General features: G+C 73.2%; 11 protein-coding genes. 5 read left to right on the top strand and 6 right to left on the bottom strand.

All coding sequences use genetic code 11. The annotated features are described in order from the left end of the window. Nucleotides 1–86: 86 nt before the first annotated feature. Together ACRQ4B_RS05910 and ACRQ4B_RS05905 are read left to right on the top strand one after the other, a co-directional pair. On the top strand, nucleotides 87–887 hold the full coding sequence (locus ACRQ4B_RS05910; RefSeq protein WP_439693764.1) for a class E sortase: 801 nt from the start codon (nucleotides 87–89) through the stop codon (nucleotides 885–887). Then, nucleotides 884–1060, top strand: coding sequence for a hypothetical protein (locus ACRQ4B_RS05905; protein WP_439693763.1), 177 nt, complete (start codon nucleotides 884–886; stop codon nucleotides 1058–1060). Before ACRQ4B_RS05910 ends, ACRQ4B_RS05905 begins: the two co-directional genes overlap by 4 nt. Nucleotides 1061–1081: 21 nt before the next feature. Here ACRQ4B_RS05905 and ACRQ4B_RS05900 read toward each other — a convergent pair whose 3' ends face one another. From ACRQ4B_RS05900 to ACRQ4B_RS05885, 4 genes are all read right to left on the bottom strand, one after another. Then, a complete protein-coding gene (locus tag ACRQ4B_RS05900) occupies nucleotides 1082–4054 on the bottom strand; it encodes an AAA family ATPase (protein WP_439693762.1) in 2973 nt (990 codons plus the stop codon). Beyond that, on the bottom strand, nucleotides 4054–5217 hold the full coding sequence (locus ACRQ4B_RS05895) for an exonuclease SbcCD subunit D (protein ID WP_439693761.1): 1164 nt from the start codon (nucleotides 5215–5217) through the stop codon (nucleotides 4054–4056). The genes ACRQ4B_RS05900 and ACRQ4B_RS05895 overlap by 1 nt, the downstream gene beginning before the upstream one ends. Nucleotides 5218–5381: 164 nt before the next feature. Next, complete coding sequence (locus ACRQ4B_RS05890; protein ID WP_439693760.1) at nucleotides 5382–6524, bottom strand: S24/S26 family peptidase; 1143 nt, start codon at nucleotides 6522–6524, stop codon at nucleotides 5382–5384. A gap of 118 nt (nucleotides 6525–6642) precedes the next feature. After that, on the bottom strand, nucleotides 6643–7242 hold the full coding sequence (locus tag ACRQ4B_RS05885) for a hypothetical protein (protein WP_439693759.1): 600 nt from the start codon (nucleotides 7240–7242) through the stop codon (nucleotides 6643–6645). A 250-nt stretch (nucleotides 7243–7492) separates the two neighbouring features. Between ACRQ4B_RS05885 and ACRQ4B_RS05880 the strand changes: the two genes are divergently transcribed. From ACRQ4B_RS05880 to ACRQ4B_RS05870, 3 genes are read left to right on the top strand one after another with little or no spacing between them, the layout of a single operon-like run. After that, nucleotides 7493–8062 (top strand): MarR family winged helix-turn-helix transcriptional regulator, encoded by a 570-nt coding sequence (locus ACRQ4B_RS05880; protein ID WP_439693758.1) that lies wholly within the window; start codon nucleotides 7493–7495, stop codon nucleotides 8060–8062. Continuing rightward, on the top strand, nucleotides 8059–8610 hold the full coding sequence (locus ACRQ4B_RS05875) for a MarR family winged helix-turn-helix transcriptional regulator (protein ID WP_439693757.1): 552 nt from the start codon (nucleotides 8059–8061) through the stop codon (nucleotides 8608–8610). The genes ACRQ4B_RS05880 and ACRQ4B_RS05875 overlap by 4 nt, the downstream gene beginning before the upstream one ends. A 10-nt stretch (nucleotides 8611–8620) precedes the next feature. Continuing rightward, the gene (locus ACRQ4B_RS05870) at nucleotides 8621–9130 is read left to right on the top strand and encodes a mycothiol transferase (RefSeq protein ID WP_439693756.1); all 510 of its coding nucleotides are present in this window, start codon (nucleotides 8621–8623) and stop codon (nucleotides 9128–9130) included. A 143-nt stretch (nucleotides 9131–9273) separates the two neighbouring features. On the opposite strand, the gene ACRQ4B_RS05865 is transcribed toward ACRQ4B_RS05870, so the two are convergent. Continuing rightward, nucleotides 9274–11220, bottom strand: a complete 1947-nt coding sequence (locus ACRQ4B_RS05865; protein WP_439693755.1) for a DEAD/DEAH box helicase — start codon at nucleotides 11218–11220, stop codon at nucleotides 9274–9276. Nucleotides 11221–11489: 269 nt separating this feature from the next. Beyond that, nucleotides 11490–12371: a PPK2 family polyphosphate kinase gene (locus ACRQ4B_RS05860; RefSeq protein WP_439693754.1), complete on the bottom strand. Its 882-nt coding sequence runs from the start codon at nucleotides 12369–12371 to the stop codon at nucleotides 11490–11492. Between the last annotated feature and the right edge of the window lie 15 nt (nucleotides 12372–12386).

The following is a 12386-nucleotide window of genomic DNA, read 5'->3' as shown; positions in this document are numbered from 1 at the left end:
TAACGGTGCTGTGCAGAACACCGTCACGGCCGCGTCGTCGTGATCTGATAGACCTGTCCGACCACCCCACCCGGATCAGGAGCCCCGTGACCGCACACGAGACACTCCCGTCGCGCCGCGACGGTGACGGTGCCGGCGCACGCCCGACCCGAGCGCGGCGTCCCCGGCAGACCGTCGGTGGGGCGATCGTGTCGCTCATCGCCGAGCTGCTCATCATCGCCGGCGCCGGGACCGGCCTCTACGTGGTGTGGACGGCGTGGTGGACCGACGTGGTCGCCGTGAACGCGCAGACGAAGCTGGTCGACGACCTCGGGCAGAAGACGACCGCAGGCACCGGCACCGAGCACCGCGGCGCGGCACCCGTGCTCGCCGAGCCGCCGAACGTCACCGACGTGTTCGGCACGATGCAGATCCCCCGGTTCGGCAAGGACTACGACCGCCCCATCGGAGAGGGCACCGATCGGGAGAAGGTCCTCAACACCATCGGGCTCGGGCACTACCAGGACACCGCGATGCCGGGGGCCGAGGGCAACTTCGCCGTCGCCGGGCACCGCGTCACCTACGGCAAGCCGCTCAACCAGATCGCCGAGCTGCAGAAGGGCGACTCCGTCGTCGTCCGGGTGACCGACGCGAAGACGAAGTTCGACGTCTGGTACGTCTACAAGGTGACCGATTCGCAGATCGTCACGCCGGACCACATCGAGACCATCGCGCCGGTGCCGAACAAGCCCGGCGTCGAGCCGACCGCCGACGACCGCTGGCTCACCCTGACCGCCTGCCACCCGATGTGGTCCGCCAAGGAGCGCTTCGTGACGCACGCGAAACTCGACTACTGGATGCCCGCGTCGGAGGGCACCCCGAAGGAACTCTCGGAGACGCCGAAGTGATCTTCCCGTTCGTCTGGCGGATCCTGCCCGGTCCGACCGCCCTCAAGGTGATCGAGCTGCTCGTGCTCCTCGCCGCGATCGTGTTCGTCCTGTTCACCTGGGTGTTCCCGTGGGTGGCGGCGGACATCCTGCCGCCGCCGGACGGCACCGTGGACGTCTCGCCGTCGCCCTGACGCCGGGTCCCCGGACCACCGTCAGACGGTCGTCGTGACCCGGGAACCACCCTCGGCGGTCCGGCGCACCGCGATCCGCTCCGGGATCCGCTGCTTGAGTTCCTCGACGTGACTGACGATCCCGACCTGCCGGCCACCGGCGGTCAGGCGGGACAGCTGCCCGATCACGTCGTCGAGGGTCTCGGGATCGAGCGTGCCGAAGCCTTCGTCGACGAACAGGGTGCCGAGGGACACCCCGCCGGCCTCGGCCTGCACGACGTCGGCGAGCCCGAGCGCCAGGCACAGCGACACCGTGAAGGTCTCGCCGCCGGACAGGGACCGCGGATCACGCACGGTGTCGGTCGTCTGGTCGTGCACGGCGAGGGCGAGGCCCGTCCGCCGTGACCGCGACCCGGACTCCCGCTCGTCGGAGGTCTCCAGCGTGAACCGGCCCGCCAGCATCGCGCGGAGCCGGTCGTTGGCCGCGGCGACGACGTCCTCGAAGCGACGCATGAGCACGTAGGTGCCGAGGGTGATGCCGCTCGGGTTGACCGTCGTCACCCCCGCGGCGACGTCGGCGAGCCGGACCACCGCGCGGCTGCGCGCCGAGGTGTCGTCGCGCGCACGGACCGCCGCGGCGAGGTCGGAGGCGCACCGCTCGGCGGCGTCGGCCCGGTCGCCGGTCGACGTCGCGACGCGGGTCGCCTCGTCGGCGGTCGCCGCGGCCTGCTCCGTCGCGTTGCGCGCACCGTCCGGGTCGAGGGGGTCGGTGTCGTCGGCCGCTGCCACGACCGCGGGCTCCACGAACCCGGCCTCGACGACGGCACGCTCCCGCTCGGCGACCGCGACGGCGTTCCGGAGGGCGGCTGCGTCCGTTTCCGTCACCAGCCCCGCCCGTGCGGCTGCGACGTCGTCGAACCGTTGCTCCGACAGGACACGGGCGACGTCGGTGGTCCGCTCCCGGACGTCGTCAGCCGCGACGCTCGCTCGGGCGTCCGCCTGTGCCACGGCATCGAGCCTGGCGACGAGGGCGTCCAGCCGTTCGACGCCGGACCGCAGGGTGTCCGGCGCGTCGGGCAGGTGTCCGGCGACCCGCTCGACGGCGCGCCGGACGGCAGCGGCGTCCTGGTCGAGCCGTTCGGTGTCGGCGGCGGCGGAACCGGCCAGCACGGCACGCTCCGCGTCGACCTCGTTCCGCTGCCGCTCGAGGGCACGGGTCTGCTCGTCGTGGGCCGCTCGCTGCCGTTCCAGGTCACGCACCTGCACCGACGCGTCGTGGGCTCCCTCGACGCGCGCGGCAGCCGCCACTGCGAGCGCGTCCACGGCCGCCTGGTCGGTGTCACCGAGGACGAGCGTGAGCCGTTCGAGATCGGCACGCTCGACCGCGAGCACCGTGGCGGCGTCGGACAGGTCCTGTTCCGCACGTCGGGCAGCGGCCCCGGCGGCGTCGATGGCCTCGGTCGTGGGGTGGTCCGCTTGCGGGACGGCCACGACGGGGTGCTCGGTCGCACCGCACACCGGGCACGGGTCCCCCGGATCGAGGGCCGCGCCGAGCTCACCGGCGAGCCCGGCGATCCGGCGCTCGCGCAGCTGCTGCTCGGTCCGGACGAGCGCGTACGCCGCAGCCCGGGCATCCGTCACCGTCTGTTCGGCTTCCCTGACCCGGCGCTCGACGGTGCCGCGTGCCGCGAGGTCGGCCCGGATCCGCTGCACGCGCTCGACCTCGAGCCGGGCGGCCTCGGCACCGGCGGCGAGGGCGGCGGCGGCGCGGGCGGCCTCGACGACACGTGCCCGTGCTGCCGGTCGTTCCTCGAGCGCGGCGTCGAGCTCGGCGAGACGCGCCGCGAGCTGTTCGCCGCGGGCCCCGGCGTCGACGATCGCCTGACGTCGTCCGGGGACCGCTGCCTCGGTCGCGACGAGGTGACGGACCGATGCCAGGCACTCGGCGACGTCGGCGCGTTGCCGGACGAGCTCCTCGCCGACGGCCGTGACCCCGTGCCGGGCCCGGAGGTCCCGAGCGGCCTCGGTCGCCGTCGCCGAGCGGGCACGGGCGGCGTCGAGTCCGTCGGCGACGGCAGCGACCCGGGCTGCGCGCTCAGCGAGCGTCAGACGAGCCCGAGCGGCGTCGATCCGCGGCGCGTCGTCGTCGAGGAGCGTTCGGCGACGCAGGAGCTCCGTGCGGCGATGGCGTGCGGCGATCCGTGCGGTGACGGTCTGTTCGTGCACGGCGGCGTCGGTGGCGGCCCGGGCAGCAGCTGCCCGAGCGGTCTCGGCAGCGACCGCAGCCGACCGCAGCGCGGCGACGGTGGCCGGGACGTCGGACTCGTCCGGTTCGTCGACGCCCGCTGCCTGTGCGAACCGGTTCAGGGCGTCCCGCACCCGGGCGTCGGCACCCTCCACCTCGGCCTGCACGGCGCGGCGGCGGGCGGCGAGCTCGTCGGCCGTCCGGTCGTAGACCTGGGTGCCGAACAGCGACTGCAGGAGCTTGCGCCGTTCCTCACCGGGGGACCGCAGGAACCGCGCGAACTCGCCCTGGGGCAGCACGACGGTCTGCAGGAACTGTGCCTTGTCGAGCCCGACGATCCGGGTGATCTCGGCGCCGACCTCCGGGATGCGCGACGACATCGGCTCTCCCACGGCGTTGGACGGACCGGCGAGCCGGAGGAGCTGGGCGGACGCCTGCTGCTTGACGGTCCCCGACCCGCGCTGCTTCGGTCGGTCGTACTGCGGGGTGCGCCGGACGCGGTACACGCCGGCACCCGTCTCGAAGACGAGCTCGACGTACGGTTCGACGGCCGGGTCGGCGTGCTGGCTGTGGAGCCGGTCGTTGCTCGCGTCGGCGCCGGCGAGCCCGCCGTACAGGGCGAACACCACCGCGTCGATGATCGTCGACTTGCCCGATCCGGTCGGCCCCTCCAACAGGAACACCCCGGAGGCGGCGAGCGCGGCGAAGTCGATGGACACCGTGTCCGGGTAGGGGCCGATCGCGCGGAGTTCGAGGCGGTGCAGGTACATCAGCGGTCCCCCTCACGCTGCAGGGCGGCCGCAGCTGCCTCGTACACCTCGGTCAGGATCGCGTGGTCGTCGTGATCCGGCGTCGCCCCGGTCGCGAAGGCCACGAAGTCGGCGGCGACCTCGACCGGGTCGGACGTGGCGGTGACGGCCCGGGCGGCGACGCGCTCGCCCCGGTCGGTGGGCTCGTGGGTGACCGCGAGGGCGTGCGGGAAGCACTGCTTCACCCGGGCGTACATCCGTTCGGGGTGCACGGTGTCCGTCACGGCGACCCGGACCCAGGCGTCCGCAGCCGACCGGAACACGCCGGACTCGATCTCGTCGATCCCGCCGCGGACGTCGACGAGTCGGCGGGGCACCGGAGCGGGCACGAGCTCGACCGTCACGGCGCCCGAGGCGTCGAGGTCGACGACGGTCACCGACTTCTGCTGGTTCCGCTCGCCGAAGGAGAACGCCAGCGGCGACCCGGCGTACCGGATGCGGTCGCCCGGTCCGACCCGTTGCGGGCCGTGCAGGTGCCCGAGCGCGACGTAGTCGACACCGTCGAACACGGACTCGGCGACCCGGTCGACGCCGCCGACCCGGATGTCCTGTTCGCTGTCGCTCGGTTCGGTGCCGCCGACGAACGCGTGCGCGACGACCACGCTGCGGGTGCCCGGGCGCTCGGCGAGGTCGGCGCGGACGCGGTCCATCGCGGCGCCGACCACGGCCTGGTGCGACCGGGGCAGGGGTTCGTCGGGGACCGCGGCGAGGGCGTACCGGGTCAGGTCGGGGTGCAGGTACGGGATGCCGTAGACGGCGACCGCGCCGGCCGGGTCGTCGACGAGCACCGGAGTGGCGATGCCGGCGGGTTCGGCGAGGATGCGCACGCGGGAGGCCATCACGCCCGCTCCGAACCCGAGCCGCGCGGCCGAGTCGTGGTTGCCGGGGGTGAGGACGACCGTCGTCGTCTCGGCGAGGCGCTCCAGCGCGCGGGACAGGATCCGGACCGCGTCGACGGGCGGGATCGCCCGGTCGTAGACGTCGCCCGCGATGACCACCAGGTCGATCGACCGTGCGCGGACGAGGTCGACCAGCCAGTCGGTGAACGCCGCCTGGTGCCCGAGGAGATCGGCACCCAGCAGCGTGCGGCCGAGGTGCCAGTCGCCGGTGTGCAGGATGCGCATGCCGCCACGGTAGCGCCGGCCGGGGACATCCCCGGACGCCTCGCGGCCGCCCTGTGGAGAACGGGCCCTGTGGAGAACGGGCGCTGTGGAGAACGGGCGCTGTGGAGAACGGGCGGTGCGGAGAACCAGCGCTGCGGACGTCCGGCGCTGCGGAGCCCCGCCCGTCAGGCGCAGCTGAGGTTCGCGCCGAGGAGCGCCGTCTGGATGCGGGTCGTCGCCGTGCTCGTCGACGTCCAGTTGCCGTCGGACGTGACCCGCACGGTCACGGTGGAGACCTGGCCGAGGTTGAGGAGGCCGGACCCGACCACCCGGACCGGCGATGTCGCGCCGGACGCCAGGACGGTGCTGCCGCTCAGCACCGAGAACGACGACGCCGCCGGACCGCTGTACGCGAAGCCGATGTTCACCGAGCCGTCCCCGTTCGCGGTGCAGGTGAGAGCCGTCGCCGGCGGCACCGTGAGGGCGCCGAACGACGCCGCTGCGGACGTCCTCGTCGACCACGGCGCCGCGGTCGCCTGCGCGGGCAGCACCAGGCCGAGCCCGCCGGCGACGACGAGGACCGCCGCCGTGCCGCCGAGGCGGCGGAACCGCCGCGCACGCCGTTCGTGCGCGCGTGCGGCACAGCGGCTCGGGAAGGCGGGCGGGTCGGACGGGAGGCCCGTGACGGCGCCGTCCCGCGCCTCCAGGCCGTCATCGGGCCCGTCTCCCGGCCCGCCGCCGTCGTCCCTGTCCGTCTCCGCGTCCGCGTCCGCGTCCGCCAGGCGGCGCAGCGAGCCGTCCACCGTGCAGAGCGCGAGCAGCGCGACCAGCCCGAGGGCGAGGAGACCGATCCCGCCCCAGTCACCGTTCCGGATCCAGAGGACCGGCGTGCCGACGACCGGTACCCGCAGGAACGCGATCCCGTGCACGGCGGACCGCTCGAGCGGCGTCGAGTCCGGCTGCGGGTTGGCGTCGCCCTTCGTGACGAGGGTGCCTCCGGGGCCGTCCTCGACGTACCGGTGCATGCGCAGGTGCCCGGGCTGGTCGGGGTCGTCGGCGAGCAGGATCCTGCCGGTCCGCAGGTCGTCGCCCGACACCGGTCGGGACACGACGACGTCCCCGGGCGTGAGCCGGGGCTCCATCGAACCGGTCATCACGGTCGTCGGCTGCCACCCGATGACCGCGGGGGCGGCGGCCCAGAGCGCCAGCCCGAGCAGCGTCGCGACGACGCCCCGGGCGAGCGTGGCGACGACGATGCGCCCCCAGTCGACGGCGTCACGGAGCACGTCGTGCGGTGTCGGACCACCGTGCACTGCGATGCTGACCATGACTGCCTTCGACCGGGGGCGCGTTCGGAGGTGACGGACGGGACCGCATCGGGTCCGGTCCCGGACGTCACCGGAGAGCGGGGGGCGGGAGCGCTGACCACGCTCCCGCCGGATCCGTTCAGCTGTTCTGGGCCTCCCAGGTGAGACCGATCGACGCGGTGCCGCCCTGCACGGTGTTCGGCGCGGCACTCGAGACGGTGTAGGTGAAGCGGTAGACGCGGGATTCCGAGGCGGTGCCGGTCGGGGCCCACGTGCCGAGGCCGGTGGCGAAGTTCGTCGAGCCGGTGCCGAACGCGGCGAGCGTGCCGTTGTACAGCGTGCCGTTGGTCGCGGCCGGGGTGAACCCGGTGCAGGACCCGAAGCCGCCGCCGGTGCCCTGCTCGACCTGCAGGGTGATGTTGCTCGCGAGGGCGTTCGTGGTGGAGGGGTTCGTCCCGTAGAGCTTCACGGTCGAGGCGAGCGAACCGGTGGACGTGACCGTGATGCAGTTCGCACCGGTCGACCCCGGCTTGAGGCCCGTGGCGGAGAAGAGCGCTGTGTTGTTGTCGTCGTCGGTGAGGGCGACGCTGCCCGCGGTCCAGTTGCTCGTGGGGTTGACGGTGGTGGCCGAGAAGGCCGAGTAGGACGCGGTGGAGACGACGACCCCGGAGGCCACGAGGGCGGCGGGGACGGCGATCCAGGCGGCGAGACGGGCGGCGCGAGGGGTGACACGGGACATTGCGGTGCTCCTGATCCGAGGGTGGCGCCGAGTCCGCGGTGGTTGGTCGCTTCGGTGCCGTGGTTGGTACGATCATCAAGCTACTCAGTCATCGTGCTGCTCACAAGGAGAGCAATGTCCCCACTGTTGGGGGTACGTGAACGGTTGAGATACTTGTTGAATGAGCAGCACGACGGCGCCGTGCAGTTCGACGGCATCCGTGCCGTCCTGCCGATCGCGCCCACGATCACCCACCCGAGGAAGCCGCCAGATGACGGACACCGCCCCCGCGCTCGCGCAGCCCACCCCGGCGCTCGCGCAGCCCATCCCCACGCAGCTCCCGCCCGCCCCGGTCTCCCCCACCGTCGGCGTCCCGGAGGCTGCGCCGGACACCGACCTCGCGGAACTGATGACCGCGTTCCGCGTGCTCCAGATGCAGCACGCACGCGTCCTCCACCACGAGAGCTCCGTCCGAGGGCTGAACGCCACCGACACCCGCTTCGTGTTCTTCCTGGCGGCGGCCGACGGCGAGGGACTCACCCCGAAGCAGGCCGGCGAGTACCTCGAGCTCACGACGGGCGCCATGACCTCGCTCATCGACCGGCTCGAGAAGCGCGCCCACATCGAGCGCCGCCCGAACCCGTCCGACCGGCGCAGCATCCTCATCCACCTCACGCCCTCGGGCGCCGAGATCGCCCGGGAGATCGGCGCCGTGTACACGTCCGCCTTCCGCGAGGTCGTGGCCCCCGCCGACCGCGGCCGCCTCGCCGGGGCGTTCGACCGGATCGGGACCGAGCTGGACCGGCGATCCCGGACCGCCTCCGGCAGGTCCGCCCGGTGACCGCCGTGCTGCCGGACGGCTCCGCCGTCTCCGCCATCCCCACCGGCCCCGTCGACCCGGCCGTCCCCGTCGGTTCGCCGTCGCCGGCGTCTCCGGTCAGCGGCGCGGTGCCGTCGACCGACCTCGACCGCGTGCTCGAGGTCTACCGACGGCTGCAGATCCACCACGCCCGGCTCGTCTCCGCCGAGGCCTCGCAGCGCGGACTCGGACTCACCGACCTCCGCTTCCTGTTCTCCCTCGCCGCACGGCCCGGCGGCAGTGTCCTGCCGAAGGAGGCAACCGCCTCCCTCGGCCTGTCCACGGGGGCGATGACGTCCCTGATCGACCGACTCGAGCAGCGCGACCTCGTCCGACGCATCCCCAACCCGAACGACCGGCGGAGCGTCGAGGTCGTCATCCTCGACGAGGGCTCCCGTGTCGTCGACGAGGTCAAGGACGTCTACCGTCAGGCCTTCACCAGCGCTGTCCCGGCGGAGCAGATGGGGGCCTTGGCCACGATGCTCGAGTCGTTCGACGCGGTGCTCGCAGCACACTCCGCCCGCGCGTAGCGTGGCGGGCATGACCCCCTCAGGACTCCTCGTCGAAGCGTTCTCGCGCATCCCGTCGACCGTCGAACGCGCCGTCGACGGACTCTCGGAGGACCAGCTGGCCGCACGGCCGGCCGCCGGCGCGAACACGCTCGCCTGGCTCGCGTGGCACATCGCCCGCGGGCAGGACGCCCAGATCGCCGACCTCGCCGGCACCGAGCAGGTGTGGACCGCGGACGGCTGGGTGGAGCGGTTCGGCCTGCCGTTCCCCGCCGAGGCACTCGGGTACGGCATGTCCCGCGACGACGTCGGGCGCGTGCGCGCCTCCGCCGACCTGCTCGTCGGGTACCTCCGCGCCGTGCACGACCGCACCGTCGCCTACGTCGGGACGCTCGCTCCGGAGGACTTCGACCCCGTGGTCGACGACGCGTGGGACCCGCCCGTGACGCGGGGCGCGCGACTCGTCAGCATCCTCGACGACTGCACGCAGCACGCCGGACAGGCCGGCTACGTGCGCGGGTTGCTGTTCTTCAACCGCTGAGGCGGTGGGTGCGCACCACGACGACGGACGGGAGGCGCGGTGCCAGCTGGCACTCCTCCCTCGCAGGCTCGGTCGGCGTGCCCCGCGCAACGCTTCGCGTCGCTGCTGAGCGGGGCACGCTCCCGTTCGTCGTCCGCTCGCGACTAGCGCGCGGCGAGCTCCGCCACGATCCCGTCACCCGGAGCGGCGTCGACGAGCTCCGCCTCGATCTCCGCGTGCTCGAGGATGCCCTCGATCTTGCGGCGACGGCTGCGCGGGACGATCGTCACGACGGTGCCCTCCTTGCCGGCACGACCCGTGCGGCCCGAACGGTGCATGTACGCCTTGTAGTCGTCCGGAGCGTCGGCCTGCACCACCAGCGAGACGTCGTCCACGTGGATGCCACGGGCGGCGACGTCCGTCGCGACGAGCACGTTCACCCGGCCGCTCGTGAGCAGCTGGAGGTTCCGCGTGCGGCGCGACTGGTTCAGGTCGCCGTGGAGCGAGGTCGCACGGATGCCCGCGTCCTCGAACTGGTCCGCCAGACGCTCGGCGTAGGCACGGGTCCGGGCGAAGACGATCGTCTTGCCCTCACCGGCCACGAGCTCCTCGAGGAGCTGGTCCTTCTGACGCTGCTCGACCACGAGCACGCGGTGGTCGATCGTCGACGACGCCTGGTCCTCGCCGGCGACCTCGTGGACGCTCGGCTCGTGCAGGAACTCCTCGACGAGCGAGGCCACCTGCGCGTCCAGCGTCGCGCTGAACAGCAGCTTCTGGGCGCGGTTGCCCGCCGGGGTGACCTCGGCCGTGGCGGAGAGGATCTCCTGCACCGGCTCGAGGAACCCGAGGTCGCACATGTGGTCGGCCTCGTCGAGCACGGAGATGACGACCTCGCTGAGGTCGAGCTTCCCCTTGTTCATCAGGTCCTGCACACGACCCGGCGTGCCGACGATGATGTCGACGCCACGCTGGAGCGCGCCCTCCTGACGGCCGTACGGGACGCCGCCGTAGATCTGCGTCGTGAAGAGGCCCACCGAGCGGGCGATCGGCTGCACGGTGCGGTCGATCTGCAGGGCGAGCTCACGCGTCGGCGCGAGGATGAGCGCACGCGGGGCGCGGCCCATCTTGCGCTTCGTGCCGCCGCCGTTCTCCATCAGCTTCTCGACGAGGGGTGCACCGAAGGCGATGGTCTTGCCGGAACCGGTGCGGCCACGGCCGAGCACGTCCTTGCCGGCGAGCACGTCGGGGATCGTCGCTGCCTGGATCGGGAACGGGCTGCTGGCGCCGAGCTCCTGCAGGGCGCGGGAGATGTTGCCGCCGATGCCGAGGTCGCCGAAGGTCACGCCCTCGACGTCGGCCGCGACGGTCGCCTCGGCCTGGAGCTTCTCGAGCTTGACGTCGTCCGCGGGGACGAAGGGCTTGCGCTCGGTGCGGTCACGGTCGTCGCGATCGAAGCGGCGCGGGGCACGGTCGTCACGGTCGAACCGGCGGGGTGCGCGGTCGTCACGGTCGAAGCGACGCGGGGCGCGGTCGTCGTCGCGACGCGGAGCGCGGTCGTCACGGTCGAACCGGCGGGGTGCGCGGTCGTCACGGTCGAACCGGCGCGGGGCGCGGTCGTCGCGATCGAACCGGCGGGGTGCGCGGTCATCGTCACGGCGCGGGGCACGGTCGTCACGGTCGAAGCGGCGGGGCGCGCGGTCGTCGCGATCGAAGCGACGCGGAGCACGGTCGTCGTCACGGCGCGGGGCACGGTCGTCACGGTCGAAGCGGCGGGGCGCGCGGTCGTCGTCACGACGCGGAGCACGGTCGTCCCGGTCGAAGCGACGCGGGGCGCGGTCGTCCCGGTCGAAGCGACGGCCGCCACGGTCATCCCGCTGCGGGCGTCCCTGGCCGCCGTCGCGCGGCTCCCAGTTCGGCCGGCTGGGCCGCTCGCCCTGCGACGAACGGTTGCGACGCTCCTCGGCGTCCCAGCGCTGCTTCTGGCGCGGGGCCGACGGCTCGGCGGCGCGGAAGCCGCGGTGCTTGCTGCTGCGGGCGGCGGGGGTGCCGTTCGGGTGGCGGACACGGTCGGAGGCACGGTTGTCCGCGCCGCCCTTGTTGTACGGGGCCATGGCTACTTTCTCGGGGTGCAGACGTCCGCAGTGCCCGGCAGCGACATCGGCGGGGGCTCAGTGCGGAGAGGGGGTTCTTCCCGTCGCGGATCGACGTGAATCCAGCCCTCGAGCAACACACACCCAAACTTGAACTCCGTGATCGCAATGTCACGGCGTCGAAGGCCGACCGACCGAGTCTACGCGACGTGGCGCCCCGATACCAGCCCCCGTCGCGGACGCGAGGCGTCCGGCGGGGGCGACCCGCGCCTCCCGGCCCGCTCGTCGGGTCAGGACTCGGCGAGCCGCTGTCGCTGCTCAGCCACGTCGAAGTCCGCTGCGGGCCACGTGAGCTGCATGCCCTCGAGCGCACGGAGCAGGAGCTGCTGGACGGCGAGCCGGGCGTACCACTTGCGGTTCGCGGGGACCACGTACCACGGCGCACGCTCCGTCGAGGTGCGGTCGAAGACCGTCTGGTACGCGGCCTGGTAGTCGTCCCACAGCAGGCGCTCGTCGATGTCGCCCGGGTTGAACTTCCAGTGCTTGTCCGGACGGTCCAGTCGTTCACCGAGGCGCTCGCGCTGCTCGTCCTTCGAGATGTGCAGCATGACCTTGACGATGCTCGTGCCCTGCTCCACCAGCCCGTCCTCGAAGTCGACGATGGCGCCGTACCGGCGCTCGATCTCCTCCGGCGGAGCGAACGCGCGCACCTTCTGGATGAGGACGTCCTCGTAGTGGGAGCGGTCGAACACCCCGAGCTGGCCCGCGCCGGGCAGCCGCCGTTCGATGCGCCACAGGAAGTCGTGCTCGCGCTCCTCGGCGGTCGGGCCCTTGAACCCGGCGTAGTGCACGCCGTTCGGGTCCACCGCGCCGACCACGTGCGAGACGATGCCGCCCTTGCCCGCGGTGTCCATCGCCTGCAGGACGAGCAGCACGCGCCGCTGGTCCCCTGCGGTGGACGCAGCCCAGAGCCGCTCCTGGAGCGCGGAGAGCCGGGACGCACCGGCGGCGAGCGCCTCGAGGCCGTCGATCTTGCGACCGGGGAAGCCCGGCGTGCCGTCGGGGTCGACGTCACCGAGACGGAACCCCTCCTCGACGCGGAGCAGCGGTTCGGGGTCGGCGTTCCAGGCCTTGCGACGGCTCACGGGTCCTCCTGCGGGGTCGACTCTCATCCTGGCACCGCGGGT

Source organism: Curtobacterium sp. SP.BCo (assembly GCF_051903265.1).
Classification (GTDB): domain Bacteria; phylum Actinomycetota; class Actinomycetes; order Actinomycetales; family Microbacteriaceae; genus Curtobacterium.
This window is presented reverse-complemented; position numbering and strand designations above follow the sequence as displayed.

Bases quoted from the DNA above. Each gene is read 5' to 3' on its own strand.
- ACRQ4B_RS05870 (WP_439693756.1), top strand. From the start codon at position 8,621: ATGACCCCCTCAGGACTCCTCGTCGAAGCGTTCTCGCGCATCCCGTCG.
- ACRQ4B_RS05890 (WP_439693760.1), bottom strand. From the start codon at position 6,524: ATGGTCAGCATCGCAGTGCACGGTGGTCCGACACCGCACGACGTGCTC.
- ACRQ4B_RS05880 (WP_439693758.1), top strand. From the start codon at position 7,493: ATGACGGACACCGCCCCCGCGCTCGCGCAGCCCACCCCGGCGCTCGCG.
- ACRQ4B_RS05900 (WP_439693762.1), bottom strand. From the start codon at position 4,054: ATGTACCTGCACCGCCTCGAACTCCGCGCGATCGGCCCCTACCCGGAC.
- ACRQ4B_RS05860 (WP_439693754.1), bottom strand. From the start codon at position 12,371: ATGAGAGTCGACCCCGCAGGAGGACCCGTGAGCCGTCGCAAGGCCTGG.
- ACRQ4B_RS05885 (WP_439693759.1), bottom strand. From the start codon at position 7,242: ATGTCCCGTGTCACCCCTCGCGCCGCCCGTCTCGCCGCCTGGATCGCC.
- ACRQ4B_RS05895 (WP_439693761.1), bottom strand. From the start codon at position 5,217: ATGCGCATCCTGCACACCGGCGACTGGCACCTCGGCCGCACGCTGCTG.
- ACRQ4B_RS05865 (WP_439693755.1), bottom strand. From the start codon at position 11,220: ATGGCCCCGTACAACAAGGGCGGCGCGGACAACCGTGCCTCCGACCGT.